Annotated in this window: 27 protein-coding genes; 8 read left to right on the forward strand and 19 right to left on the reverse strand. The window is 46.5% G+C overall.

The window, feature by feature from the left end; genetic code table 11:
- Positions 1-182 precede the first annotated feature (182 nt).
- Together pheA and QUA13_RS22015 are read left to right on the forward strand one after the other, a co-directional pair.
- Positions 183-1,109 carry a prephenate dehydratase gene (pheA, locus tag QUA13_RS22010; protein WP_333201886.1) on the forward strand — a complete coding sequence of 309 codons (927 nt, stop codon included), beginning with the start codon at positions 183-185 and terminating at the stop codon, positions 1,107-1,109.
- Between the two features lie 186 nt (positions 1,110-1,295).
- Entirely contained in the window at positions 1,296-1,940 is a 645-nt protein-coding gene (locus tag QUA13_RS22015; RefSeq protein WP_333201888.1) for a pentapeptide repeat-containing protein, read from the forward strand.
- Between the two features lie 33 nt (positions 1,941-1,973).
- Here QUA13_RS22015 and QUA13_RS22020 read toward each other — a convergent pair whose 3' ends face one another.
- The 5 genes from QUA13_RS22020 to fusA all read right to left on the reverse strand — a co-directional run bounded on the left by QUA13_RS22020 (position 1,974) and on the right by fusA (position 8,081).
- Complete coding sequence (locus QUA13_RS22020; RefSeq protein ID WP_333201890.1) at positions 1,974-2,912, reverse strand: PspA/IM30 family protein; 939 nt, start codon at positions 2,910-2,912, stop codon at positions 1,974-1,976.
- 221 nt (positions 2,913-3,133) lie between these two features.
- Positions 3,134-3,775, reverse strand: coding sequence for an LON peptidase substrate-binding domain-containing protein (locus QUA13_RS22025; RefSeq protein ID WP_006632192.1), 642 nt, complete (start codon positions 3,773-3,775; stop codon positions 3,134-3,136).
- A 408-nt stretch (positions 3,776-4,183) separates the two neighbouring features.
- The gene (rpsJ, locus tag QUA13_RS22030) at positions 4,184-4,501 is read right to left on the reverse strand and encodes a 30S ribosomal protein S10 (RefSeq protein WP_006632193.1); all 318 of its coding nucleotides are present in this window, start codon (positions 4,499-4,501) and stop codon (positions 4,184-4,186) included.
- Positions 4,502-4,676: 175 nt separating this feature from the next.
- Positions 4,677-5,906: an elongation factor Tu gene (gene tuf, locus QUA13_RS22035; RefSeq protein ID WP_333201892.1), complete on the reverse strand. Its 1,230-nt coding sequence runs from the start codon at positions 5,904-5,906 to the stop codon at positions 4,677-4,679.
- 102 nt (positions 5,907-6,008) lie between these two features.
- Positions 6,009-8,081: an elongation factor G gene (gene fusA, locus QUA13_RS22040; RefSeq protein WP_172186438.1), complete on the reverse strand. Its 2,073-nt coding sequence runs from the start codon at positions 8,079-8,081 to the stop codon at positions 6,009-6,011.
- A 191-nt stretch (positions 8,082-8,272) separates the two neighbouring features.
- On the opposite strand from fusA, the gene QUA13_RS22045 reads away from it, so the two are divergent.
- Entirely contained in the window at positions 8,273-8,431 is a 159-nt protein-coding gene (locus tag QUA13_RS22045) for a hypothetical protein (RefSeq protein WP_333201894.1), read from the forward strand.
- On the opposite strand, the gene rpsG is transcribed toward QUA13_RS22045, so the two are convergent.
- Together rpsG and rpsL are read right to left on the reverse strand one after the other, a co-directional pair.
- On the reverse strand, positions 8,428-8,898 hold the full coding sequence (gene rpsG / locus QUA13_RS22050; protein WP_006632196.1) for a 30S ribosomal protein S7: 471 nt from the start codon (positions 8,896-8,898) through the stop codon (positions 8,428-8,430). The two genes, QUA13_RS22045 and rpsG, sit on opposite strands and share 4 nt — an antisense overlap.
- A gap of 138 nt (positions 8,899-9,036) precedes the next feature.
- Positions 9,037-9,417 (reverse strand): 30S ribosomal protein S12, encoded by a 381-nt coding sequence (gene rpsL / locus QUA13_RS22055; RefSeq protein WP_172186436.1) that lies wholly within the window; start codon positions 9,415-9,417, stop codon positions 9,037-9,039.
- A 471-nt stretch (positions 9,418-9,888) separates the two neighbouring features.
- Between rpsL and QUA13_RS22060 the strand changes: the two genes are divergently transcribed.
- Together QUA13_RS22060 and QUA13_RS22065 are read left to right on the forward strand one after the other, a co-directional pair.
- Entirely contained in the window at positions 9,889-10,110 is a 222-nt protein-coding gene (locus QUA13_RS22060; RefSeq protein WP_333201896.1) for a hypothetical protein, read from the forward strand.
- A 188-nt stretch (positions 10,111-10,298) separates the two neighbouring features.
- Complete coding sequence (locus tag QUA13_RS22065) at positions 10,299-11,150, forward strand: Npun_R2479 family HD domain-containing metalloprotein (RefSeq protein ID WP_333201898.1); 852 nt, start codon at positions 10,299-10,301, stop codon at positions 11,148-11,150.
- 365 nt (positions 11,151-11,515) lie between these two features.
- On the opposite strand, the gene QUA13_RS22070 is transcribed toward QUA13_RS22065, so the two are convergent.
- The 11 genes from QUA13_RS22070 to QUA13_RS22120 form a co-directional block, all read right to left on the reverse strand.
- Entirely contained in the window at positions 11,516-12,031 is a 516-nt protein-coding gene (locus QUA13_RS22070) for a transcriptional repressor (protein ID WP_333186038.1), read from the reverse strand.
- Between the two features lie 76 nt (positions 12,032-12,107).
- Positions 12,108-12,446 (reverse strand): hypothetical protein, encoded by a 339-nt coding sequence (locus QUA13_RS22075; protein WP_333201900.1) that lies wholly within the window; start codon positions 12,444-12,446, stop codon positions 12,108-12,110.
- A 97-nt stretch (positions 12,447-12,543) separates the two neighbouring features.
- A complete protein-coding gene (locus QUA13_RS22080; protein ID WP_333201902.1) occupies positions 12,544-13,509 on the reverse strand; it encodes a chlorophyll a/b binding light-harvesting protein in 966 nt (321 codons plus the stop codon).
- A gap of 104 nt (positions 13,510-13,613) precedes the next feature.
- Positions 13,614-14,648, reverse strand: coding sequence for a chlorophyll a/b binding light-harvesting protein (locus QUA13_RS22085; RefSeq protein ID WP_333201904.1), 1,035 nt, complete (start codon positions 14,646-14,648; stop codon positions 13,614-13,616).
- Positions 14,649-14,785: 137 nt separating this feature from the next.
- Complete coding sequence (locus tag QUA13_RS22090) at positions 14,786-16,276, reverse strand: chlorophyll a/b binding light-harvesting protein (protein WP_333201906.1); 1,491 nt, start codon at positions 16,274-16,276, stop codon at positions 14,786-14,788.
- A 22-nt stretch (positions 16,277-16,298) separates the two neighbouring features.
- On the reverse strand, positions 16,299-17,369 hold the full coding sequence (locus QUA13_RS22095) for a chlorophyll a/b binding light-harvesting protein (RefSeq protein WP_333201908.1): 1,071 nt from the start codon (positions 17,367-17,369) through the stop codon (positions 16,299-16,301).
- Positions 17,370-17,755: 386 nt separating this feature from the next.
- On the reverse strand, positions 17,756-18,493 hold the full coding sequence (locus QUA13_RS22100; protein ID WP_172186445.1) for a response regulator transcription factor: 738 nt from the start codon (positions 18,491-18,493) through the stop codon (positions 17,756-17,758).
- Between the two features lie 598 nt (positions 18,494-19,091).
- Positions 19,092-20,051, reverse strand: a complete 960-nt coding sequence (locus tag QUA13_RS22105; protein ID WP_333201910.1) for an FTR1 family protein — start codon at positions 20,049-20,051, stop codon at positions 19,092-19,094.
- 206 nt (positions 20,052-20,257) lie between these two features.
- The gene (locus QUA13_RS22110; RefSeq protein ID WP_172186430.1) at positions 20,258-20,692 is read right to left on the reverse strand and encodes a ferritin-like domain-containing protein; all 435 of its coding nucleotides are present in this window, start codon (positions 20,690-20,692) and stop codon (positions 20,258-20,260) included.
- A gap of 116 nt (positions 20,693-20,808) precedes the next feature.
- Entirely contained in the window at positions 20,809-21,132 is a 324-nt protein-coding gene (locus tag QUA13_RS22115; RefSeq protein ID WP_333201912.1) for a hypothetical protein, read from the reverse strand.
- Positions 21,133-21,974: 842 nt separating this feature from the next.
- A complete protein-coding gene (locus QUA13_RS22120) occupies positions 21,975-22,112 on the reverse strand; it encodes a hypothetical protein (RefSeq protein WP_333201914.1) in 138 nt (45 codons plus the stop codon).
- Positions 22,113-22,114: 2 nt separating this feature from the next.
- Between QUA13_RS22120 and QUA13_RS22125 the strand changes: the two genes are divergently transcribed.
- From QUA13_RS22125 to QUA13_RS22135, 3 genes are all read left to right on the forward strand, one after another.
- Positions 22,115-23,041, forward strand: coding sequence for an energy-coupling factor ABC transporter permease (locus tag QUA13_RS22125; RefSeq protein ID WP_333201916.1), 927 nt, complete (start codon positions 22,115-22,117; stop codon positions 23,039-23,041).
- Positions 23,034-23,711, forward strand: coding sequence for an energy-coupling factor transporter transmembrane component T (locus QUA13_RS22130; RefSeq protein ID WP_333201918.1), 678 nt, complete (start codon positions 23,034-23,036; stop codon positions 23,709-23,711). The genes QUA13_RS22125 and QUA13_RS22130 overlap by 8 nt, the downstream gene beginning before the upstream one ends.
- A gap of 167 nt (positions 23,712-23,878) precedes the next feature.
- Entirely contained in the window at positions 23,879-24,613 is a 735-nt protein-coding gene (locus QUA13_RS22135) for an energy-coupling factor ABC transporter ATP-binding protein (RefSeq protein WP_172186425.1), read from the forward strand.
- 115 nt (positions 24,614-24,728) lie between these two features.
- Here QUA13_RS22135 and QUA13_RS22140 read toward each other — a convergent pair whose 3' ends face one another.
- Positions 24,729-25,055 carry a hypothetical protein gene (locus QUA13_RS22140; RefSeq protein ID WP_333201921.1) on the reverse strand — a complete coding sequence of 109 codons (327 nt, stop codon included), beginning with the start codon at positions 25,053-25,055 and terminating at the stop codon, positions 24,729-24,731.
- Positions 25,056-25,167 lie beyond the last annotated feature (112 nt).

Genomic DNA, 25,167 nt, shown 5'->3' on the forward strand with positions numbered 1-25,167 from the left:
TAAGCATATCTTAATAAACTATCACCTTTTTTAAGGTGACATAAGTCGCGCACTAAGTCACGCCCCCAGCCATGTCAACCGAGAAATCACTGATAAAAGCTTTCGGGACATCGCTAGTTTTTCATCATACTTGCTAGCTGATGAGAGTAAAGCAAACTTTTGTAACCTAAAATTGTCTCTAAATGAAAATTTCGATCGCACATCTCGGCCCTGTTGGTACAAATGCAGAAACAGCGGCTCTAGCTTATGTCAATTGGTTGAGCCAAGAAACTAACTTTGAATGCACCCTGTGTCCTTATTCCACCATTTCCCAGGCGCTAGAGGCATCGGCCGTAGGGCAGGTAGACTATTCAGTTGTGCCAGTCGAAAATTCGATCGAAGGCAGCGTGACTGTCACCCTAGATACACTGTGGCGACTCGATCGACTCCGCATTCAACACGCCTTAGTTTTGCCAATTTCCCACGCGCTAGTGTCTAATGCTACAAAAATTAACGAGATTCAAAAAGTTTACTCTCATCCGCAAGCCCTAGCTCAGTGTCAGTTATGGTTGGGGCAGTTTATTCCCTCAGCTCAATTGATTCCGACCAATTCAACCACGGAAGCATTACAATATCTGGAAGATAGAAATGTAGCGGCGATCTCTTCGCCAAGAGCTGCTGAACTTTACAATTTGCCAGTGTTAGCTCACCCCATTAATGATTATCCCGATAATTACACTCGATTTTGGGTACTCAGCACGAGTGTTGGAGAAATTGCAAACGTAGAAGCAGCCGATTCCTCATCGATTAAATCCATTACAAAATCTGCTGCTAAGTTGATCCTCGATGCTTCACCGTCTAATTGCACCCATACCTCACTAGCTTTTAGCGTACCTGCCAATATGCCGGGAGCACTGGTAAAACCTTTGCAAGTATTTGCCAGTCGCGGTATTAATTTAAGTCGGATTGAATCTAGACCGACTAAGCGATCGCTCGGAGAATATATTTTCTTTATGGACTTTGAGGCTAACGCCTCCCAAGCATTTGTGCGATCGGCACTCGAAGAATTAAAAAATCACACAGAAACTTTAAAAATCTTTGGTTGCTACAATGTGCTGTCTGTTGTATAATTCTTTTTGGATAATATATTTTGTTTATGGACGTTGAGGCTAACGCCTGCCAAGCATTTGTTCGATCGGCACTCGAAGTGTTAAAAAATCACACAGAAACTTTAAAATTTTTTGGTTGCGGAGGTGTTACAGTGTACTGTCATGTAGTATTAATTTAGTTTAAGTAAAACTTAGGAGGCTGGCGAGATGAATGCTGATGAACTTCTCAAGCGATACGCAGCCGGAGAAAGAAATTTTCACGAAGCCAATTTGATAGGCGCTTTCCTGTCAAAAGCTTTTCTAATTCACATTAATCTAGCCTCTGCGAATTTGAAGGAGGTCAATTTAGCTTTAGCAGACCTAAGTTGGGCTAACTTAATAGATGCCAACCTCAAGAATGCTTGCCTAGTGATGGCTAAACTCGAGGGCATCGATTTGAGTGGCAGAGCCGATCTAAGATTCGCGAGATTAACAGGAGCTGACATGAGTGAGGCAAATCTGGCAAACGCCAACTTGAGCGATACGAAAATGATTGGTGTTGATTTGAGCGGTGCAAACTTGTATAGGGCAAACCTTATGGAAGCCAACCTCATAGATGCTTGCTTGGACAATACAAACCTCAACGAAGCCAATTTAAGCAATGCTAGACTGCGGGGAGCGAGTTTGAAGGGAGCAAGTTTGAGAGGCGCATTTTTGTGTGAAAGTAACCTGGAGTACGCAGATTTGAGTGAAGCTGACTTGCGCGGTGCTAATTTGAGCGGGGCATTTTTATGCGGTGCTAATCTGCAAGGAGCTAAGCTAGATGAGGCAATTTTAAGTGGGGCAATACACTTTTACATCAGACAAGTCTGAGATTAGGCAATATATCAGCGGAGAATCCGACAACTAAGGACTAAAAAATATACTGTTGACTTGGCTGAAAGTGAAATCTATTTGCTTTTGTACCCTAGCAAAATGAAGCTGCATCTTGAGGATCTCTTTCTTGGAATTAGCTTCAGCAATCTTACTTTCCAAAGCCAGCAAGTTGCGGTTGAGGGTTTCTACTCGCACAGTTTGGTCGTCTAAGTCAATTTTTAGTTCTGCCGCCCGATCGAATTGAATCTGCTTGCGAACCAAAGCGAGGCGAACTGAATTTTCATCCTCTTTCTGAAGAGCTAGCAAAGCTCGCTGCTGCCACTGATTGGCTTGAGATTCAGCTTGATTGTACTGCCACTGAATGCGCAGTTGGGCGGAAATCGCGCTGCCAACAGCCTGACGCAGTTCTTTGAGAGGTTCCTGAATTTCTAAGATTAACAGTTCCCAAAGATTCATCAGTTCGCTGGTAAATTCTTCGCGGTCTACAGATGCTACCAATGCTTCTAACAGCAACAAATTTGGTTGTATCTGCTGCGTAATTGTCTCAAATATTAACTGTGCTTCGGACAACTCCCGATCGTGATTTTTTTGTGAGACTGCACCGGATGAGCGATCTAATATTTTTTGAGTGCTGTCTACCTCAGCTTCTGAATCTGAACTTGAAGCTACAAAAGCCTGTAATTTTTCGCGGGCGATCGAACTCAGTCTTTTTCGCAGCAAATCGCAGGCTGCCCGCTGCACTGACCCTGTTTCGCTTTGACAAATCTGGATAACTATTTTTAAGCCTGCATCGCCGTAATTCAATGTCTCTGTCAGGGCGGCGATTCGATGTTCGCTGACAGAACTAGACAGCCGGTGTTTAACTCCTGCTAGTCCGCCGAGTACGACACCGCCCACAGGAGGCGGCAGTTGACCGCCTTTAACTGCATCGTATGGTTTCGGTTGGTCGAGATTTTCTAACACAAGCATTTACTGCTATAAAGAACCTGTCCGAACCTGTGTGAAGTTAAGGATTAAACAGCTAGCAGTTCCAAAAAATCATGGAACTGTCAGCCCGCGATCCGAACCCTTAGTTCATCAATCATTCCCAATCGAAAATCGAAAATCGAAAATCGAAAATCGTTTGATTTGTGTGTAATTCTTGCTTCAATGCAGGCAAAACCGATCGTGCTTTTTCCTAGGCAAATTGGCTACTTGAGGGTATCTTTAAGTACAGTCCTGGCTGCCAAGTGATTGCGAGTAGAAGTCAAAATTTCTGTTTCGCGTTCCAATCTCGCAGCAGTATCTTGCAATTCTAAAAGAGTTTGCTGTTCTGTCGCTGCACCGTAAAGGTAGCTGGCTACCCAGTAGGACAATTCTGTAGGCAAACTGGGAATGTCTTCCGGCAGGTCGATCGGCTGATCCATCAATTTGCTGGAGAGGCGAACTACATCTCTCAGCAGTTGTTCGACATCTTTTCCCAAAGGTCTCAGGTCTTTTTGCGGCGGTTCGTCTTCAATCCATTCTACTAGACCGACTAAATAGGGTTTTTCCCGAACGGCGTCGAGCACTCGGAACCGCTGCTGGCCGAGGGTCATAATTTTCATGCGATCGTCGGGCAGTCGCTGACAGTGAATCACTTCGGCGCAACAACCGACGGCAGAGACTTTGTTTTGGTTGGGGTCCCACATGAGTACACCAAAACGGCGATCGCCCTCCAGAATCGTATTCATCATGATTCGATAGCGAAACTCGAAGATTTGCAGCGGCAGCGGTCTACCTGGAAATAGAACCACTTCCGGCAACGGAAATAAGGGGAGTTCGCGAACTGCTACAGAGGAAGAGGATGCCATTGTCGCTCAAAAGTGACGGTACTTGCGCTTCTTTTTCTTACTTTAACTGATTTGATGCAATTCCGGGGCAGGAGCGATCGGGCTTTTCCGGTGGCAAGGGGATCGACGGATCGCTATCTCCCGTGCTGGCAGCTTTACAAAGGCGTTATTTCGTCAAAATGCTAAATATACCTTTTTGCTGAACTAAGTGATACTGAAGGCGATGATAGCGACTGCTAAAGGAGCGTTTTTGTAGCGATCGCGCCTTAATTAAGAATAATTATTTAAGTTCGTGCCGGAGCAGACATTATTGATGATTATTAACTAATAACTAATATCTAATAACTAATGAATAGGGAAATTTAAACAAAAAGAAGGAACTATTTGTTTAATCTTTGTTCCTTCTTTTCGAGTTTCCGATGACTGAATCTACAGCTTGACTTCGATATCTACGCCGGCTGGCAAATCCAATTTCATCAAAGCGTCAATTGTTTTGGCCGATGGCTGGTGAATGTCGATAATCCGGCGGTGCGTGCGGGTTTCAAAGTGTTCGCGAGAATCTTTGTCTACGTGGGGCGATCGCAGCAAGCAGTAAATCCGCCGTTTTGTCGGTAGGGGAATCGGGCCGATCGCTGTGGCTGCTGTCCGATTTGCTGTATCTACAATCTTTTCGCAGGATGCGTCTAGAATTCGGCGATCGAAAGCTTTGAGGCGAATGCGAATTTTTTGCTGTTGAATTGTTGCCATTTTTGTTTCTTGAATTTTCTAGGTTCAGTTTGTTGTTTGTTGTCTGTTGCCTGTTTGCAGTTGTTTTTGGGCTAACTGCTAACTGCGGACTCATCACTAATAACTAATCACTAAATAGCAGAAAAGCCTAATTTAATTTGGCGGCTTTTCTGCTATTTAAGCTGTTATCGGAGTCCTACTTGAGGATTTTGGAAACAACGCCGGCGCCGACGGTGCGGCCGCCTTCGCGGATAGCAAAGCGCATTCCTTGTTCGATCGCGATCGGGTGAATCAACTCAACAGTCATTTTGATCCGGTCACCGGGCATCACCATTTCTGCTTCACTACCGTCATCAGCGGTGAACTGGTTGATCGTGCCGGTCACGTCAGTGGTACGGACGTAGAATTGAGGGCGATAGCCAGAGAAAAAGGGCGTGTGCCGGCCGCCTTCTTCTTTCTTGAGGATGTACACTTCAGATTCAAACTGAGTGTGAGGACTGATGGATTTGGGCTTGGCAATTACCATGCCTCTTTCAATATCCTCCTTTAAAATCCCCCGCAGCAGTAGACCCACGTTGTCGCCGGCTATGCCTTGTTCCAACGACTTCTGGAACATTTCCACACCAGTCACCGTAGTGTTGCGAGTGTCCTTAAGGCCAATCACTTCTACTGTTTCGCCGACTTTGATTGTGCCGCGCTCAATCCGACCAGTGGCAACAGTACCCCGACCAGTAATCGAGAATACGTCTTCAACTGCCATCAAGAAAGGCTTGTCAACTTCGCGTTCTGGGGTGGGGATGTAAGAATCTACTTCTTCCATCAGCTTGTAAATCTTGTCCACCCAAGGATTCTCGCCCTTTTTGGTCTTGGGGTTAGCAATCATCGCTTCGAGAGCTTGCAATCCCGAACCAGTCACGATAGGGATGTCATCACCCGGAAAATCGTAAGAGCTCAGGAGTTCGCGAACTTCGAGTTCGACGAGTTCCAGTAGTTCTGCGTCATCTACCATGTCTTCCTTGTTCAAGAAAACAACCAAGCTGGGAACGCCAACTTGCTTAGCCAGCAGGATGTGTTCGCGAGTTTGAGGCATGGGGCCGTCTGCTGCTGACACTACTAGGATACCGCCGTCCATTTGAGCCGCACCGGTGATCATGTTTTTCACATAGTCAGCGTGTCCGGGGCAATCAACGTGGGCATAGTGCCTATCTGTGGTTTCGTACTCGACGTGAGCAGTATTAATCGTAATACCCCGTGCTTTTTCTTCAGGCGCGGCGTCGATGTCGGCGTAGTTCTTAGCCTTTGCTTGACCTAGTGCAGAGAGAGTCATCGTAATCGCGGCGGTCAAAGTTGTTTTGCCGTGGTCAACGTGACCGATCGTACCGATGTTTACGTGGGGTTTAGTCCGTTCAAATTTTGCGCGTGCCATTCTCGATTTGTTCCTTGTTTCTTTTAGCGATTTTAGATTTTAACATTTTAGATTTTAGACTTTGGATTTCATCCAAAATCCAAAATCTAAAATTCAAAATCGTTAGTTACCTTTGTTCTTAGCGATGATGGCTTCAGCCACATTTCGCGGCACTTCTTCGTAATGGCTGAATTCCATTGTGAAGATGCCTCGACCTTGGGTTTTCGAGCGGATGTCGGTGGCGTAACCAAACATTTCTGCTAGTGGAACTTTTACAGAAACTTTGGCAATCCCCTGATCCGTCTCTTGACCCTCGATCTGACCCCGACGCGAGTTGAGGTCTCCGATGACGTTCCCGATGTAATCTTCGGGAACTTCAACCTCTACTTTCATCATAGGCTCTAGCAGCACGGGCGACGCCTTCATCACGGCTTCTTTGATCGCCATTGAACCGGCGATCTTAAATGCCATTTCTGAGGAGTCTACGTCGTGGAAAGACCCGTCTACCATAGTAGCTTTGAGGTCAATCACGGGATATCCTGCTACAATACCTGATTCGCAGGCTTCTTTCATCCCTTGTTCTGCCGGGCCGATGTACTCTTTGGGTACAGTGCCGCCGACAATTTTGGAGACAAATTCAAAGCCGCTTCCGACTTCGGTGGGTTCTAGTTCGATCACGACGTGACCGTACTGACCTTTACCGCCGCTTTGGCGGATAAATTTACCTTCGGCGCGGACGGATTTGCGAATGGTTTCGCGGTAGGCTACTTGGGGCTGACCCACGTTGGCTTCTACTTTGAATTCCCGCAGCATCCTGTCTACCAGGATTTCCAGGTGCAGTTCGCCCATGCCGGCGATGACTGTCTGGTTGGTTTCAGGGTCCACGTTAACTCGGAAGGTGGGGTCTTCTTCCGAGAGCGACTGGAGGGCTTTGGAGAGCTTCTCCATGTCTTGTTTGGTTTTGGGTTCGACAGCCACCGAGATGACTGGCTCTGGAATAAACAGAGATTCCAGAATCACTGGCGATCCTTCTTCGCTGAGTGTGTCGCCGGTGAAGGTGTCTTTCAAACCCAAGGCTGCTCCCAAGTCTCCTGCCCGCAGTTCCTCAACTTCTATCCGATCGTCGGCTTTGAGGACAATTAAGCGAGACACCCGCTCTTTTTTGTCTTTGGTGGAGTTGAGGACGTAGGTGCCTTTTTTGAGGATACCCGAGTAGACGCGAACGAAGGTCAGGCGGCCGTAGGGGTCAGCCATGATTTTGAATGCCAGGGCTGACAGGGGCGCATTGTCGTCTGCAAATCGTTCTGCTGTGTCGCCGTTGGGCAGGAGTCCTTGAATTGGGGGAACTTCCAAGGGCGACGGCAGGTAGTCGATCACTGAATCCAACAACAACTGAACGCCTTTGTTTTTGAACGCCGAACCGCAGAGCATGGGGACGATCGTGCCAGAGATCGTGCCAGCGCGCAAAGCTGCACGAATTTCTGCTTCTGTTAACTCTTCGCCTTCGAGGTATTTCTCGGTGAGGGCGTCGTTGGTTTCTGCTACGGACTCGATCAGCTTGGTGCGGTATTCTGCAGCTAGCTCTTTTACTTCATCTGGAATTTCTACTTCCTCGATGTCGGTTCCCGTGTCGTTGTTGTAGATATAGGCTTTCATTTGCACTAAGTCTACAATTCCCCGGAAGTTTTCTTCGCTGCCGATCGGGATTTGGATGGGTACGGCGTTCGCTCTCATTCGATCGCGAATTTGGCCGTAGACTTTGTAGAAGTTTGCGCCCATCCGATCCATTTTGTTGACGAACACGATCCGCGGTACTTTGTACCGATCTGCTTGTCGCCAAACTGTTTCCGATTGGGGCTGCACTCCCCCTACCGAGCAGAACACTGCGATCACTCCGTCGAGCACTCGCATCGAGCGTTCGACTTCGATCGTGAAGTCTACGTGTCCGGGAGTGTCGATGATGTTGATTTTGTAATCTTTCCAACTGGTGGTGATAGCAGCGGCAGTAATTGTAATTCCCCGCTCCCGCTCTTGCTCCATCCAGTCAGTGACTGCTGTTCCCTCGTGCACTTCACCCATTTTGTGAACCATGCCTGAATAGAACAGAATTCTTTCAGTTGTTGTTGTTTTGCCCGCGTCGATGTGGGCTGCGATGCCGATGTTGCGAGTTTTTTCTAGCGGGACGGTACGTGCCACAGCTACCTCCTTAATCTTGTGTTGCTGTTATAATACTATTATACTACACAGAAACCCTATTTTGCACTCCCAGCAAATTACAACAGTGCCTGGAGCTTCTTGTTACATTTTAATATTTTTTGCAAGATTTGTTTACAAAAATATTAAGGATGCGACATGGAGGATTCAGAGAGTGCGTGAATTTTTAGTGCGTGAATTTTGATTTTGGGAGTTTTGAGTTTGCTTGCGCGATCGGGCAACTGCGCCAAGGGAAGCAATCTCAACAATCAAAACTTACACTTGCCAATTTCTCGCCCGGTGCTTTTATACCGAACGATCGCGCTCTTCTCCATGCCCGATTTAGCAGTTAGTACCGGTAGTGAGCAAAAGCTTTGTTAGCTTCGGCCATGCGGTGTGTTTCTTCGCGCTTGCGAATGGCACTGCCTGTTTCGTTAGCTGCATCCATCAGTTCGTTGGCTAGCTTGGCTGCCATCGAGCGGCCGGTGCGGGCGCGGGCAAATCTAATCAGCCAGCGGAGGGCGAGGGTCGTACCGCGATCGGAACGCACTTCCATCGGCACTTGGTAGGTGGCGCCACCTACCCGGCGGGCTTTGACTTCGACCAAGGGTGTAGCGTTTTTGACTGCTTTTTCAAACAAGTCTAACGGTTCAGCCCCTGTGCGTTCTTGGATGGTTTTAAGGGCGTCGTAGACGATGCTGGAGGCAACGGATTTTTTGCCGTGCTGCATGATCCGTCTCACCATCATGCTTACCAACCGGCTGTTGTAGGTTGGATCTGGCGGAACAGGACGTTTTTGAATAACTGTGCGGCGAGACATAGTTCTATTGGGGATTTTTGATTTTGAATGATTGAGTTTGGGGTTTTGGAGTCATATCTCGATCTATGATGATCGAGCGTGCGATCGGCGCGATCGGATTTATTGTTGCTTCCCAACCCCGATCGGGCGAGATCCTGGTTATTTTTTCTCTTTAGGACGCTTGGCCCCGTATTTGGAACGAGCCTGTTTGCGGTCTTTGACCCCAGCGGTGTCTAATGTACCGCGAATGATGTGGTATCTAACTCCGGGCAAATCTTTTACCCGACCGCCCCGGATCATTACTACCGAGTGTTCTTGCAAGTTGTGACCGATCCCTGGGATGTAGGCTGTCACTTCAAAACCAGAGGTCAGCCGTACCCGAGCCACCTTCCGCAGCGCCGAGTTGGGTTTTTTCGGGGTGGTCGTGTACACTCTGGTGCAAACTCCGCGGCGCTGCGGGCAACTCTTGAGAGCTGGCGATTTGGTTTTTTTCTGCGTTTGTTCCCGTGCTGAACGGATGAGTTGCTGAATAGTGGGCATGAGTTACGGCATTTCTAGCTTTTTGCTGAGTATAGTGATTTAGGGGCATCCGCACTGAAAGTCCCTTCCCCTCTAGGGGGACGGGATGAATGAAAATAATTATGGGTAAGTGAGGATACCAGACTCTATATAGTACACGACTCGACTTTCTTTGGCAAGGAATTTGGCAAGGCTGTCGAACTTCTTTCCTTGGTGCCAGTTTCGACTTGCGATCTCAACGGGCGAATGATATGTGACATAATTACGATCTAAACGCAACCGTCAGGCTAATCACAGCCGTCAGCAAAATTTATGACGATCGATATTTCGATCGAATAACCATTTATTTGTCGGAAACGCCCATCAACTCTAGCCTGCGATCGCATCACAGTCGCATCACAGTCTCAGCATCACACTCAGGGGTCGATCGACATCACATAAAGTTATCTAAAATTGCCGGACAATAAGAAATATACATTAAGTTGACCGCAGATGACAGTCAAAGCTTATATTCCTGAATATGAAATTTCCGAACTTTACTTGAACATTGGGAAATCCGGTAAAATTTATCGGACTCAGTTGCAGCAAATTCAATACCCAATTAATTCTCACACTTTAAGAAGTTCAGACGATCGAAAAATTATCAGCAGGCTACTCTATGCAGTACGGCGGGGATGGGTGTCAGTGATAGACTCAGTTGCTTGGGAGTTTTGAGTGCGGGCGCGAGATTGCTTCATGACTCCCCGGGCGTAGTGGCGTCAATGAGTTTTGAGATTGCCGCGCGAACCGCGAACAACCACGGAGTGCATGAGTTGTGAGTTAAAATCTCATCCATAAAATTAGAGGGTTCCCAAATAGATTCACCGCTCTTGAAAGGCAATATTAAGGTAAAAGGACAGGGTATGTTTAATTATACAGAACTGCTGATAGAAGCTTTCATCGAACAACTTCAGGACGGGTACAGCCGCACTTACGGAGGCTACAAATCAGACTATGCTGATATTATTGCCTGGGTGGGGGCAATGGCGTTAGAAAACATCGCCAACAGCGACGCTCTTTATCACAATATAGAACACGCCATTTGCATTACCTTAGTCGGTCAAGAAATCTTGCGGGGAAAACACATTCGCAAGGGGGGAGTTTCCTGTGAAGATTGGCTGCACTTCATCATTTCTTTGCTGTGCCAAGATATTGGATATGTCAAAGGAGTTTGCCGACAAGACCAAGAAGCCGAAGGATTGTATGCTACGGGAAAAGATGGCATGAGAATTGCACTTGCTCCCGGTGCAACAGCGGCTAGCTTAGCTCCTTACCGAGTTGACAGAGCTAAATTGTTCATTGACGAGCGCTTCGGCAACCACAAGCTAATTAATGCTGAGACAATTAAGCAGAACATAGAACAAACTCGTTTCTCGGTGCTTGATGGCTACACTGACGAGGATGCAGTTAATTACTCTAGTTTAGTTCGCGGTGCTGACTTGATAGGTCAGCTCAGCAACCCGCAATATTTGCAGAAAATAGGCGCGCTGTTTTACGAGTTGGAAGAAAGCGGTGCTACTAAACTTTTGGGATACCGACATCCGGGCGACTTGCTGCAAAGCTACTCTAAGTTTTACTGGAGCGGCATTTATCCGCACATCAGTGAATCTCTCGGTTACTTGCAGTTGACGCAGGAAGGCAAACAGATTGTTGCCAGTTTGTACGCTAACATATTTCGGATGGAACACCAACGTAGCGATTCTGAGGTTGCTTGACCGAAGGGGAAGGGGAAGGTGGCAAGTTGTGAATGCGTGAGATTCCTTTCCTAAGAATTGCTTCGCTAACATTCCTTGCTACGCTATTAAGGGGAAGGGAAAGACGCCAAGTTTTGAATGCGTAAGATTGCTTTCTGAAGAATCACTTCGCTAACATTCCTTGCAACGCTATTGCCGTACTTGAGTTAAAAAGTTACAAATTCCCTATTACCGAAGTGTATTCCATCTAAGATATTGCACCATTTTCAATAGGTTTTTTAGGAGCGGGCTAGGAGAGCAACGGCCCACCAGAAAACTCACTCTTTGTGGAACAGGTCGTCGGGCCTTTTAAACAAGAATGGTGCAAAATATGAGTTTCATCCAACTCAACTAATTTCCTCCTCAATTTCGGAATGATATCTCGGACACGACCAATTGCTCGGCAGCAAAGAAGGCCATCCCTCCCGCAGCGCTTCCAAACAAACAGCACGCACAGTTAATTGACAGTCAAGCAGCTCTACACCAGCTTTTTCAACTTGCTTTTTGCCAATTTTTGAAATCGATTCATCGCTAAATTCAAAGGTTTTGTGACACTGAATGCAAACCAGATGGTGGTGGTGGTGCAATTCCTGCAAATTCAGTTCGTAATGTTTGTGTCCTTCTGCTAATTCTAGTTCACGCAGAATCCCAATCCTTGCTAATAAATGCAGGGTGCGGTAGACAGTTGACAAGCCAATTCTTTCTCCTTGATTCTGCAAAGTCTGGTATAATTCTTCGGCACTCAAATGATTTCCTTGCCGCAGACTTTGAAAAACGCTCAAAATAGTTTCTCGCTGGGGAGTCAGGCGGCAGCCTCTCTGATTTAGTTCGAGTTTGAGTGAGTTAGCGCTGTATAAATTCATATTCGTGAAGAAATAAAAAAGAAGTAAGAAAGATTTCGTGAAGAAAGAAGAATTTCGTGATTCATTATTAATGGCTCTAGCTACTTATCCCTGTTGGTAAAGGTGTAACTGGAGGATTAGTTGTCGGTATTTCTCTGTAAGCTTTGTGAAGCTTTGAGCAATGTTGCTGACAAGAATTGGCTAAACAAGTTTTCGGTTCAAAGTCAGTACAGCCGATCGCCTCCTCAGTACAAGCAACGCACGGCCGCACAGTAAACTTGAGGCGGTAGTCATTAGTAAAAAACTCGCAGTCCGAACACGGAATTTGATGCAGTCGCCGAATTTGATGGACTCCTTCTCGCAGCGCTACTGCAACACTCCACAAAAACAGAACTATCACAGTCACGATACAGAAACAGCAAATAAAAACATTCATAGACTAATTTTCTCTCTTGGTACTACAAATCCAAAACTGATGTAATTTAAGCAATAAACTTTAATTTTGTTTCTTGCTTATCTTGCTTAAATTGCATTCAGCTTATATTAAGGCGGGCGCGAAAAGCGTGCCAAATGTGACCGGCAAGCACTATTATACCCAAGAAAAATTGTGCATTTGTCAATGCGAGCCGATCGCTCCCATAGAATTCTACAGGATAAACAGTCGTGTTATATCCCGCAAAAGCACAGGAAACAAAAGCCATAAAAGCCAAACCCCCCAAACTGCAAGCAAGAATAGCATCGGCATTAATAATTAAAAGTCGCTTTGCCCAAGGAAAAGGCTCAACGCGAGTGTGCCACACGCCACCTGCAATTAACATTGCACCAATCCAAATGTGACCACCAATAACATCCTCCAAATTATTAACAGCAGCCATTCCCAGGATTGTCCAGCCGCCGTTAGCAAATCCAAACAGATAGCCAAAAATTGTTGCCGGATTCAAATTAGGATTAGTAATCAGGCGGACATAGCCAATCGCACTATCATAAAGTCCCCCAAAATTCATCGCTTTCATCACTAGCAAAAAAGCACCCAAGCCCAAAACAATTAAGTGACTTCCCAAAATAAATCCCAACTTCTTAGCATCATTCCATTCGTAGTGAAACAGAGCAGCAATTCCGCCGCCGTTGTGCAAAATCGCAGGGCTGCGAAACACATGAAAAAGACCTCCCGCACCCAACACAGCCGATGCGACTAAATGCAATATGCCGATCGCAAAATAAGGATAAGTATCGATCGCCGCACCCCCAGCACCAACACCCCAACCTAAAGTTGCTAAATGCGGCAGTAAAGTCAGGTTTTGCTCGTACATCGGCGTGTCTGTTACAAAACGAGAAACTTCCGAAATAGTAGTTGATCCCGCCCAAAACATAATCAAACCCGCGTGAGCGACATGAGCACCCAACAATCTACCCGACAAATCAGTTAAGCGGGCATTACCAACCCACCACTTAAAATTCGTTTCATCTCTTCCAAAGTCGTTAATGCTAGCAATTGTCACAGTTTTTTACCTCGTAAAATTATAGCTGGGCAATTTCTAACTTGAGTATTGTTGCCCGCCGCAGTCTTTGCAGGGAAAAATTTTTCCCTGCAAATTCTTAAGTCTTACGACTCAGTTCCCACCGCATTCAAGGAAGTTTCAACTTGCTTGAAATTGAAGCCGAGCGCCCGCAAAGCGTGCCACAAATGACCTTGCAAGAAGAAGAAAGCCAAGTAGAAATGAGAATTTGCGAGCCAGCAGCGGGGAGTGTGAGTGCCCATCGTCAGTTCGATCGTATCTGCAAAATAAGGGCTAATACCCAGCTTGGTTTCCAGCACAGGCCCGTAGAATTCAACGGGATAAGCCAAAGTATTAACCGCGCAGAAATAAGCCGCTGTAAACCCTGCTAAAGCAATACCGCCGAGAGAGTAGGAAAGAATAGCTTCCCCAGAGAAAATTAGTACCCGCTTAACCCAAGGAAAAGGCTCTTTGACGATGTGCCAAACGCCGCCGAGAATCAGCATAATGCCGACATAAATGTGACCGCCAACTAAATCTTCCAAATTGTCAACACTGGCAAAATGAGTTTGATAGCCGTAGATAACTAACGGATCGAGAGTAGGACTCACAACAGTGCGGACTTCGTGAATTGTCGAGTCGTACAAACCGCCCCAAAACATCGCTTTTGCTACCAGCAGCAGCGCCCCCGCGCCGAGGAAAATCAGGTGGTGTCCTAAGATGAAACCCAGCTTTTTCGAGTCGTCCCATTCAAAGTGAAACTTAGCGGCTCGACCTTTGGCATCTTTCAAATTTTTAGGGCCTTTAAAAGTGTGAAATAAAGCACCAGCACCCAAAACAGCAGATGAAATGAGGTGTACCATTCCGACCACAAAATACGGATAAGTATCCACTATCTTGCCGCCAGAGCCTACACCCAAACCGAGAGTAGCTAAGTGCGGGAGCAAAATTAATCCCTGTTCGCCCATAGGGATGGCTGGGTTGTAGCGAGACAGTTCAAACAGAGTAAATGCTCCTGCCCAGAAAGTAATTAAAGCGGCTTGAGCGACGTGAGCGGAAATGAAATATCCCGAAAGATTGGCGAACCTGGCATTGCCGGCCCACCAGTCATATTTAACCTTGGGATTGTCGTAGGTTTGCATCGTTTTTTGTTTCCTTGTTGTACTTGTCAGGCTTGAGAGAAATTGAGCTATGACTTGAGGAAAAACCGGATTTCAAAAAGGTATTAGCGCCGCAAGTAGCGGGCAGAAACCCGGTTATTTAGCATTGCCGATAGAGTTCAGTTCACAACACCTCGGAAAATTGCATCTATGCCAGCAAAATTGTCTAGCAGCAAATAGGCAAGGAAGGCTCCACTGGTACCGCCCATCACCAAACCGCCCCGGAATAAACTCCAATCTTCCGGCGTTTTGTGCCAGTAAAGAACTTTACCGGCTTCGATGTTCAGATTTTCGTAAATGGAGAGGGCCATTGCCAAAATCAAGACTAATGCCAGAGTTGCCAGCAATGCTGCTAGAGGTGCTAAACCTTTTTCTTGTAAAGGCAGCAATACTGCAAAAGCTCCTACCAGGAAATAGCCGTGAGCCAAACTAACTTCTAATCCCCTGACTATGGGAGACAATCCTTTGCGGTAAATCGGCAAATTCCGTAAAAAAGTTACAGTCACATCGGATAAACTTACTGCTGCCGCAGGTTGAGCTTGAAGCCGATCGGACTTTTCAACATTCCTGGCAGTTGCCGTTACAAATTCGCCCGATCGAAAATCAAACCCTGCTGCTTGTGTCCGAACGCGCAGCGCGTGCCAGATGTGACCGGAAAGCGCCAAAATCGCCAAGACAAAGTGAGTTGTTGCCAGCCAAGTCCGCGAAGAAACAACCGCTGCATCTGGACCTGTCAAACCCACAGGGCCGTAGAAAACCTCTGGATAAACCGTATCATTTACAGTCACGAAGTAGGCTGCCAAAAAGCCCATGTAAGCCAGAGCGCCCAAACTGTAAGAAAGGTAAGCTTCCCCAGACCAAAACAGCACTCGCTGGGCCCAAACAAAAGGCTTGGTAAAGATATGCCAGAAACCGCCAAGAATGCAGAGCAAGCCAACATAAATGTGACCGCCGACAACATCTTCTAAGTTGTCAACTGCTGCCATTCCTTCCGGGCCGTGTACGGGCAATAGATAGCTAAAAATGCGGGCGGGATTGAGCGTCGGCTCGCTAATTATCCGCACGTCAGCAACGTGGGGATCGTAAAGACCGCCCCAAAATAAGGCTTTAGCTACTAACAACCAAGCACCAGCACCTAACAGCAATAGGTGAATGCCGATGATGGTTGTCATCTTGTCTTTGTCTTCCCAGTCGTAGCCGAAAGAACCAAAGAAAGTTTTGTTTTGCGGCAATACTTTCGGGCCGAGCAAGGAATGGTAAAGCCCGCCTGCACCGAGAACGGTAGAGCTAATTAGATGCAAAACTCCGATGACGTAGTAGGGATAGGTATCAATAATTTGACCTGCTTTTCCTACTCCAAAACCCAAACTTGCCAAGTGCGGCAGCAGGATTAAACCTTGGTTGTACATCGGCAACTCTGGGTTGAAATTCGAGAGTTCAAACAGGGTCATTGCCCCGGCCCAGAGTACGATTAAACCTGCGTGAGCTACGTGAGCTCCCAAAATTCGCCCTGAAAGGTCAATGAAGCGGGCGTTGCCGGCCCACCAGCCGTACTCGCTTTGTGGGTTGTCCGGTTCTGGAATTAAATTCGGATCTGCTATTCCTTGCATTTTTGCTTTCCTCCTGATGCGGTTAACTGGCTGGACTGGCTGCAATTGGGCCGCCCCCTGGCTGGATGTCTTCGCGCATTGGCTGCACGACTTTGCCTTTGCGGAAGTCAAATCCTGCTGCTCGCAGGGCGTGCCAGAAATGTCCTTGCAGGACGAAGAAGGCGAGCCAGAAGTGGGTGTTAGCCAACCAGACGCGGGAGGTCAGCATTCCTTGGTTGTGGAAGTAGGGAAACTGCTCGAAGCCGATTTTTAGGGCCGGCCCGTAGAATTCCTCTGGGTAGACTAGGGTGTTGACCGACACAAAGTAGGTGGCGATGAAGCCCATTAAGGCTAGGGCGCCGAGACTGTAGGAGAGGTAAGCTTCTCCTGACCAGATGAAGAGGCGCTCCGTCCAAGCAAAAGGCTGGGTGCGAATGTGCCACAGGCCGCCGACTATGCAGATGATTCCTACCCAGATATGGCCGCCGACAACATCTTCGAGGTTGTCAACTGCGGCGAGCCAGTGTTTGCCGCCTGCACCGAACAGGTAGCCGAAAATGACAGCGGGGTTGAGTGTGGGTTCCGAAATTACCCGCACTTGCCCGACTGTGGTATCATATAAACCACCGAAATACATTGCTTTGGCCACCAACAAGAAGGCACCGATACCTAACAAAACTAGGTGGATGCCCAAGATGGTGGTCATTTTGTCTTTGTCTTCCCATCTGTAGCCGAAGAAAGGAGTTCTTTCTTCGAGGGTTTCTGGCCCTTTGAGGGAGTGAAAGATGCCGCCAAAGCCGAGAAAGGCTGAGCTGATTAGGTGAATCGCGCCAACGGCGAAGTACGGATAGGTATCGACAATTTTGCCTCCGGCACCGACGCCCAAGCCGAGTCTGGCTAGGTTGGGCAGCAGAATTAAGCCTTGTTCGTACATGGGCAATTCTGGGTTGAAGCGGGAAAGTTCAAACAGGGTATAGGCTCCCGCCCAGAGGACGATGAGGCCGGAGTGGGCGACGTGAGCACCCAGCAAACGACCGGAAAGGTTAATTAAGCGGGCGTTCCCGGCCCACCAGGGAAAGGTTTCTCCTTCGGCTGGGAAGGATTTTTTTGCCATGCTTGTCACGGCGAGTTACCTCTTGAGAAAGATGTCAATTGAGTCTTAAGCTTGTGCGGCTTATTGATATAGATAATCAACAATTTTGAAAGTTTAGTCAAGTCTTTTTGATAATTTTTTTCACTTTTTTTAGTTAAGATATGTAAACCACTCGCCCAAAAGAGCTTAAAGCTAATTTTTTAGGGGGTTTGAGCGATCGGCTCGCACAAGCTTCATTACTGGTCTAGGTTGACAGTCAGTAAATATTTATAGATTTATTGATAAAAGATTTTATTAAGGTGCAGCCATTGAGTGGCCTGGACATTTCAAATCAAAAGCCTGAGAGCAAGTGTTCCCAGGCTTTTTTAGCTAGATTTGTAATTGCTTGTTGCATCGGGCGCGATCGCTCAAGCAGAGGATTTGGTTTCTTCGGCTACTTGCTCGTTGTTGGGCAACTCCAGGCAATAACCCGCCCCGTATACGGTTTTGATGTACCGAGGATGGCGGGGATCGGGTTCCATCTTGGTTCTCAGGTGTCTGATATGTACGCGAATAGTTTCGATGTCGTCGTCGGGGTCGTAACCCCACACTTCTTTGAGAATTTCGCTGGGAGAGACTGTCTGACCGTGGCGTTGGAGCAAGCAGTGCAGCAACTCGAACTCTAGGTGAGTCAGTTTGACGGTCTTAGCGTACCAAACAGCTTCAAACCTTTCGGGGACAAGGGTCAGCGGGCCGTAATTCAAGATTTCGGAGTGTTTGGCAGCTTGGGGGATGCGGTCTGTGCGCCTCAGCAAGGCTCGCACTCGTGCCAGCATCTCTTCTAGTTCAAAGGGTTTGGTCAGATAATCGTCGGCGCCGGAGTTGAAGCCTTCTACTTTGTCTTGAGTTTGACTTAAGGCGGTCAACATCAAGACGGGAATGTCGGCTGTGCGCTCGTCGCGTCGCAACCGCTGACACACTGTGAATCCGTCTACTCTAGGCAGCATCAGATCTAGCATGATCAGGTCGGGAAGCAGTTGTATGGCTAGTGCCTGACCTTTGATGCCGTCTTCTGCCTGGGTGACTTCGTAGCCAGCCATTTCTAGGTTGACGGCTACGAGTTCGGCGATCGCCGCGTCATCATCAATAACAAGTATCCGGGGCATCATTATTTATCTCACCGCTAACCGAATGGCAGAGCCTACAGCCTTCTGGGGATTCCAGGTAACTTTAACGAACAATTTTTTAATTTTAAGCTTCATTAAGGATGATAAGGTTCATTAAGAACTTTCCGGGCTCTGTAAATATTCTTGTACTAATTATAAGCCCTAGGAGCGCATATCAGAAAACTGTTCGCCAAGAATCTTGCTGGGGGCCGATTTTTTTCGACCAAGAACAGCTTCAACTTTTGGAGGGTGCGCCTGCGACTTCACAGAATCGCCCTAACGGCAGCCCGCGTCTTGCAGAACCCTGTTAACCCTTAACTGTTAATTTTTTGAAGTTGTTAATTTTTATTAAAAAATTTTGTGTTTGTTGAGGGGTAGTGCTTACTTTTTTGGGCTGTTGACGGGAGATTTAAATAATATCAATATAAGTATTTATAAAAAAACAAAATATATTAATATCGTTTAATAGTATCGGATAAAAGTCAAATAATCAATCCCGCCACCTGAAAATTTTAAGCCTATTTTTTTGCAAGTGGGGCTGATTTTCCGAGCGCCCTCAAATCAGCGAAACAACCGATAAAAACCGCTTGCATACCTACTAAGGGCGAGTTTGCGATCGAGCTGGCTGAGTATTTTTGCTGGCAACAGTCGCCTTAAAGCCTAATTTTTGGAAATAAAGACCGCCGATGGTGGCTAAGAATATTGTGTAAGCCGCCGCTTGGACGAGATAAAGTCGATCTCTGTATCCAAACAGTGCTTTGAGAACCACTCCCGGAAATTCCCGATCGGGCAAAATTTCCGCTGCATTCCACACAATCGGACCTAAAATACAAGAGTGGAGTGGTGCGAGGCGATCGTAATAAAAACAAATCGCTGCATACTTGCTATTCATCTGCGACAAAATGGCAGCCGCTTGGTCAAAATGTTTGAGTGCCGATACTGCCAAACCCGCTACGATTAACAGCAACAAAATCCCCATAAACTTGAAAAATAGGCGGATATCAATTTTTACGCCCCACTTGAAGATTAGCGCGCCAATGATTGTCGCCCCAAGCAAACCGCCCAAAGCACCTAAAGCCGGAGTTAAACCTTGTTGAAATTGAGCGCTGACAAATATAACTGTTTCAAAACCTTCGCGCAGTACCGCAATAAAAATTAAGCCAAATACGCCCCAGCCGGCATTGGTATTTTCTGTCAAAGCTGCTGTAACTGCTCCTTCTACTTCAGCTTTGAGAAAGCGCGCTTGCTGAGTCATCCAAATTAGCATCCAGCTTAGCATTACTATGGCAACAATTCCCAGAGAACCTTCAAGCAGTTGCTTAATTACTGGTGCGTAAGGCTGATTTGATGTTGAGAGCGCGTGGAGCAACAGATTGAATAATGCACCTACACAAGCGCTAGCAGCAATGCCGGCTGCGATACCTGTATAAACCCAAGAATTGAGGTGACTTTGCTCGGATTTTTTTAAGCAAGCTAGCACAATTCCCACGACTAAAGCGGCTTCAACGCCTTCGCGGAGGGTAATTACAAAAGTTGGGATGGCTTCAGTAAAATTCATTTTTTGATAACTGCTAATTTGTAGTTAGTCCTTAGTCCTTAGCAACTTTTGTTTTAGCGCTGGCAGAATATCAAATTATTGAACCGCGAAGGCGCGTTAGCGCTCTTGTCACGAAGAAATAGAAAGAAGAGAAGCAGCAGGTATTCTTAAGGCGGTTCGCGAGTAACTAAGGACTAATAAATAAGGACTGCCGACTCTTATTTTGCTTAACTAAAATCCCGCAGCATTTTTTTTAGTTCTACTTGGTGCAATTCTTCTTGTCCAATCAGACTGCGGGCATATTCTTCCAGATAAACGCTGGAGTTTGTCACTACTTCAAGTAAAGATTTATACTTTTTAAGCGCTTTTTTTTCGTGATTTAGACTTTCTTCCAAAAGGTCTTTTACCGAGTGTTTGTAGGTTTCTTCGATCGTAGCAATTTTTTGGGTGGGATGCCCTTCTAAACCTGTTAAAATTTCTCCGGCTTGTTGGGCGTGGAGTAGGGATTCGGTTGCTTGTGCTTTAAAAAACTGTACGATGGGAATCCGGTTTGGCCCTGTCACCATGAGTGCATAGTGGGTGTAGCGCACGACTCCTGCTAGTTCCCATTCCATGATGGTGCATAGCAGTTCTTGGGTTTTTTTCTCGTCAAGTTCTTTCATTTGTTGTTTTAGATGTAGAATACCCTACGGGTCGTTGCTTATAATATCACATTTAAGTTAAAAAGTAAAATTAAGGCGCACAATTTGCACCTTACCGGATAGGTGTTGTATGTGAGTTACGGGTTAACTTCTAAGGTTCCAGTAGGAGCAAATACTACAGTAAACTTAACGACTGGTGGTGCGCTGCTGCTGTTGCTAGTCTCGGCAGATTTGAGCAGATTTGGCAAAGGAGTTTGTTGGGTGTAATCCTTGGCTGGTTGATTCAGGGGATCGAAGTTGCCGATCGCCCGATCTTGACTTGCACTGACCCTATAGACTAGATTTTGAGTGAAAGTAGGGCTAGTTTGCCAAGTCTGATTTATGCGATCGTAGACTTTCAGAGCTAACTCATCTAGTTTAGCGCGATCGGTAATTTCTGCTGTCTGATTTGTTCCATCCACCGCCTTAACTTCCTGCTTACCTGCTGATACAGGTGCAGCTTAGACAGTCTGATCTGTAGGGCTACTCGCAATAGCTGTTTCAGAAGACTTATTCGTAAAAGGTGCAACATCAGGAGACATTTCAGGCAGCTTTTTTTGACTGTCAGTAACCATAGCCGGAAGCGCACTGCTACTCGCAATAGCTGATGGGGCCGATTTATTAGGAACAGGATTAGCATCTGCTACCTTAGCGGGATTTTGACCCTCAATTGTCAAAGACTTGACGTGAAAACCGCGAAACTTTTCTTTTTGGCTAACGCCACATTGCGATGGGATAAGTCACAAAGAAAAGAATCAAAACTCCGATGCTAACCCAAACTATTTTGTGCATCTCCCTGGCTGGGAGTTCCTTATTTTTTGTTTTGTCTTTATTCTCAAACCTCACATTACCTAATTTAATGGTAAATAGGGAAAGAGAGGATGCCAGTACATAGCTGTGACGGAAACCAATAACTATATTAACTAGCAATAATTCCGACTTTTTAGTTTCAAAAACACGCAATACTTTGGCTTTGATTAGCGATCGGGCAATTTCATTGCTGCTGTCGTCACAAACTTAATGCAATTTTTTCTCAATAAATGACAATAAAACCCATTAGGGATGTTCAGTTAATTCTTTATATTTTTTTAATATTCTTGTTTGAGCTTGACGGTGAATACATTTTGCTTGTGAATCTCTAAATAAATATTGATAATTCTTATGAAAAAGCTTCAATGTGCAGGCTGTCTGTAAAATATCCAAATAATTCTTCAGGATGATTTAATGTAAAATTTCTGCTCCTCAAAACTCTGGCCCTGAGGCGCTAATCTATATCGAATAAGCGATCGCCCGCCACAAGTCCCCCGATCGCCCGATCGCAGAAATACCCCCACAGGGGATTGTAAATTTTTGTAAAAAATAGTTGACTAAAAGGCTGGAAGTTCTCTCGTTTGGGATACATCAATGCACATACCTGATGGTTTTCTTTCACCGCCAGTAGCCATTGCCACCGGCATAGCAAGTGTAGCAGTAATTGCAGTTGCCCTAAATCGAACCCGCGCCAGTCTTGGACTGCGGCAAGCCCCAATCATGGGCTTAACCACAGCTTTCGTGTTTGCTGCCCAGATGATCAACTTTCCCGTAGCCGGCGGCACCAGCGGACACTTGTTGGGAGGAGCGCTGGCATCTGTAGTTTTGGGGAGTCCTTGGGCAGCCACTTTGGCAATGAGCACAGTTTTTATAATTCAGAGCGTCTTGTTTGCCGACGGGGGAATCACCGCCCTGGGAGCCAATATTTTTAACATGGGGCTAGTTGGCATTTGGGTGGGTTGGTGGCTGTTGCAGCCACTGCAGCAACTCTTGGGAGGTTCCCGAAATCGTTTGCCGGTAGCCGCGGGTATCGCCGCCGCCCTCAGCGTCGTGGCTGCTTCGATTTGTGTGGCGATCGAACTCGCAATTTCTGGTACAGTACCGCTGAATATCGCACTGCCAGCAATGGTAGGCGTACATATTTTAATTGGGATTGGTGAAGGGGTAATTACAGGCGGCGTTTTAACTTATCTCGTCAAAGTGCGGCCGGATTTACTGCCGGGAGAACAGCCACAATTGCAGAAATGGGTAGTGCCGGTAATCGGAGTTTTATTAATTTCGGGGGTGCTTTCGCTGTTTGCTTCAAGTTGGCCTGACGGGTTAGAAGCGGTAGCCGAAAAATACGGCTTTAAAGATAAAGAATCTGTGGCGATCGAAAATCCTACTCCTTTAGCAGATTACACAGTTAAAGGATTAGAAGAACAGCCTATAGGTACTAGCATTGCTGGAGTTTTAGGCTCTGCTGTCTGTTTCGGCGCGGCTTTTGGGATTGCTCAGTTGGTTAAACCTAAAAATGCTTAAGCTCTCCATACCTTTCCGATTGCGTCTGTCTCTCATAATTGTCATCGGTATTGGTTTTATGAAGACAGGCGCTTGGCTGTGGCTGTGGATTTATGGGACGATCGCACTTTTTTGGTCGTTTTGGCTCAGGGCTCCGGTGCGAACCCTAGCGCAACTATTGGGAGCAGAATTGCTTTTTCTCTCCTTATTAGTGCTGCCCCAAGGTTGGGAACGCGCCAGTTTTTTGTTGCTGCGTTCCCTAATTTGCCTGCTGATCATGAACAGTTTTCTGCTAACTTTGCCGCCCCACAGTTTCGGAATCGCCCTCAAAGGATTACCCCTACCAGCAGGGTTGCAAGAGATTGTACTTTTAGCGGGACAATATTTAGAAATCTTGCTAGCCGAAGTCAGCCGGATGAAAAGATCGGCTCAACTACGAGGCTTGTCCGGTACGGGAGGATGGCTGCGCTACGCCAGTGCTTCCATGATCGGAGCCCTTTATTTGCGAAGTCTCGATCGGGCGGAAAGAGTTCATGCAGCCATGCTAATTCGCGGCTATCAAGGAAGTTTGCCCGCCGACTCAAAATCGACACCAAAAGAGCGACTGTGGCTGACCTTAACAATTTTAACCGCAGCCGCATTAACAACAGCTTCTTACGGTAATTGGGAATGGGTAATCGGGAATGGGTAATTAACTGGTTCCCATGAAGAGCCTGGGAACCGATGTTCAGAGGCTCGGCCTCGCTTCTTGCGGAGCAAAATTGGAGACCGAGCCTCCCGATCTGCGTTCCCAGGCCGAGCCTGGGAACGAGTAGTAATTATTCAATCTAAAATCTAAAATCTAAAATCTAAAATCGGATGACTAATCTCAAAGTGATGCCAACAATTGAAGTACAAGACTTAGTATTCGGATATCCGCAGCAAAAACCAGTGTTGCAAGGAATTTCCTTCACCTTACAACCCGGAGAAAGAGTTGCTCTACTAGGTTTAACTGGCGCTGGAAAAAGCACTTTGCTCGAAAACTTAATCGGATTAAAAATGCCTCAATCGGGCGAGATTAGAGTGCAGGGAAAAAAGCTGGAAGAGGCGACTTTATCGCAGGCGCGCAGGCAGATTGGATTTTGCTTTCAAGACGCTAACGACCAGCTATTTATGCCCACTATTTTGGAGGATGTAATGTTCGGGCCGCGCAATTACGGAGTGCCGCCAGGAGTTGCGCGCGATCGAGCTTTAGCTCTATTAGACGAATTCGGTTTACTAGAATTTGCCAACCGTTCGGCCCACGAACTTTCGGGAGGTCAAAGAAGGTTGGCAGCATTAGCAGCAATTTTAGCATTAGAGCCGGCAATTTTGATTTTAGATGAGCCGACCAACGGACTCGACCCCTCGTGGCGGCGTCACTTGGCTAAGGTTTTGTCCCAATTGCCGATCGAGGTAATTTTGATCGCATCCCACAATTTGAATTGGATCGGGAAAACGACTCAAAGGGCGTTAGTTTTGGCTGACGGTCAGATTCAGGTCGATCGAGAAACGCAAGAATTGCTAAAAGATCGATCGACTCTTGAATATTACAATTTGCCGCCAGACTGGTAATTAGCCATTAGTCATTAGTGCTGTAAATAAAGCGGTCATAACTGCAAGTGATTGCTTTCCTTCGGCTTGCTCTGCTAACGCTTCGGTCGCAGTGACAGGCAATATATATCTGTCATTAAAGCTCGAATTTACGAACTGCTTCGTTATAAAAATGAATAGCTAAATCGCGAATAATTTCTTCATTTTGAAAATCATTTCCTAACTTTTCTTTTGCCGTTAAAACACACATTTTCATCAAGTCGGATGAACTTTCGATGTGAAGCGCGATCGCGCTTTGGTTTTGTTGAAACCCGGCCTCGATTTCCGCCAGCATTTTGACCGATTGATAATTAGCAGATTGCTGTAAATTTGCTGCCATTTTTTCCTGCTTTCTCTTTTGGACTTCCTCGGAAAAACCCGCAGCAATGAGTCCCGCAGGTAACGCAAAAATTCCGATTCCCAAAAATGCTAATATTGCTCCTAAAAATTTCCCTAAAGGACAACAGTTCGGACATATTTTGGGAGAGTCAGGCTCTGAGAGAGCCGTATTCTAGGAGTTTTCGGTAGTTTGGATT

It is taken from the genome of Microcoleus sp. S28C3 (assembly GCF_036700785.1).
Classification (GTDB): domain Bacteria; phylum Cyanobacteriota; class Cyanobacteriia; order Cyanobacteriales; family Microcoleaceae; genus Microcoleus; species Microcoleus asticus.

What these genes read in the sequence shown, in the direction of transcription:
- pheA (WP_333201886.1), top strand. Translation starts at nt 183, where the DNA reads ATGAAAATTTCGATCGCACATCTCGGCCCTGTTGGTACAAATGCAGAA.
- QUA13_RS22015 (WP_333201888.1), top strand. Translation starts at nt 1,296, where the DNA reads ATGAATGCTGATGAACTTCTCAAGCGATACGCAGCCGGAGAAAGAAAT.
- QUA13_RS22020 (WP_333201890.1), bottom strand. Translation starts at nt 2,912, where the DNA reads ATGCTTGTGTTAGAAAATCTCGACCAACCGAAACCATACGATGCAGTT.
- QUA13_RS22025 (WP_006632192.1), bottom strand. Translation starts at nt 3,775, where the DNA reads ATGGCATCCTCTTCCTCTGTAGCAGTTCGCGAACTCCCCTTATTTCCG.
- rpsJ (WP_006632193.1), bottom strand. Translation starts at nt 4,501, where the DNA reads ATGGCAACAATTCAACAGCAAAAAATTCGCATTCGCCTCAAAGCTTTC.
- tuf (WP_333201892.1), bottom strand. Translation starts at nt 5,906, where the DNA reads ATGGCACGCGCAAAATTTGAACGGACTAAACCCCACGTAAACATCGGT.
- rpsG (WP_006632196.1), bottom strand. Translation starts at nt 8,898, where the DNA reads ATGTCTCGCCGCACAGTTATTCAAAAACGTCCTGTTCCGCCAGATCCA.
- rpsL (WP_172186436.1), bottom strand. Translation starts at nt 9,417, where the DNA reads ATGCCCACTATTCAGCAACTCATCCGTTCAGCACGGGAACAAACGCAG.
- QUA13_RS22060 (WP_333201896.1), top strand. Translation starts at nt 9,889, where the DNA reads ATGACAGTCAAAGCTTATATTCCTGAATATGAAATTTCCGAACTTTAC.
- QUA13_RS22065 (WP_333201898.1), top strand. Translation starts at nt 10,299, where the DNA reads ATGTTTAATTATACAGAACTGCTGATAGAAGCTTTCATCGAACAACTT.
- QUA13_RS22070 (WP_333186038.1), bottom strand. Translation starts at nt 12,031, where the DNA reads ATGAATTTATACAGCGCTAACTCACTCAAACTCGAACTAAATCAGAGA.
- QUA13_RS22075 (WP_333201900.1), bottom strand. Translation starts at nt 12,446, where the DNA reads ATGAATGTTTTTATTTGCTGTTTCTGTATCGTGACTGTGATAGTTCTG.
- QUA13_RS22085 (WP_333201904.1), bottom strand. Translation starts at nt 14,648, where the DNA reads ATGCAAACCTACGACAATCCCAAGGTTAAATATGACTGGTGGGCCGGC.
- QUA13_RS22090 (WP_333201906.1), bottom strand. Translation starts at nt 16,276, where the DNA reads ATGCAAGGAATAGCAGATCCGAATTTAATTCCAGAACCGGACAACCCA.
- QUA13_RS22095 (WP_333201908.1), bottom strand. Translation starts at nt 17,369, where the DNA reads ATGGCAAAAAAATCCTTCCCAGCCGAAGGAGAAACCTTTCCCTGGTGG.
- QUA13_RS22100 (WP_172186445.1), bottom strand. Translation starts at nt 18,493, where the DNA reads ATGCCCCGGATACTTGTTATTGATGATGACGCGGCGATCGCCGAACTC.
- QUA13_RS22105 (WP_333201910.1), bottom strand. Translation starts at nt 20,051, where the DNA reads ATGAATTTTACTGAAGCCATCCCAACTTTTGTAATTACCCTCCGCGAA.
- QUA13_RS22110 (WP_172186430.1), bottom strand. Translation starts at nt 20,692, where the DNA reads ATGAAAGAACTTGACGAGAAAAAAACCCAAGAACTGCTATGCACCATC.
- QUA13_RS22120 (WP_333201914.1), bottom strand. Translation starts at nt 22,112, where the DNA reads ATGTATCCCAAACGAGAGAACTTCCAGCCTTTTAGTCAACTATTTTTT.
- QUA13_RS22125 (WP_333201916.1), top strand. Translation starts at nt 22,115, where the DNA reads ATGCACATACCTGATGGTTTTCTTTCACCGCCAGTAGCCATTGCCACC.
- QUA13_RS22130 (WP_333201918.1), top strand. Translation starts at nt 23,034, where the DNA reads ATGCTTAAGCTCTCCATACCTTTCCGATTGCGTCTGTCTCTCATAATT.
- QUA13_RS22135 (WP_172186425.1), top strand. Translation starts at nt 23,879, where the DNA reads ATGACTAATCTCAAAGTGATGCCAACAATTGAAGTACAAGACTTAGTA.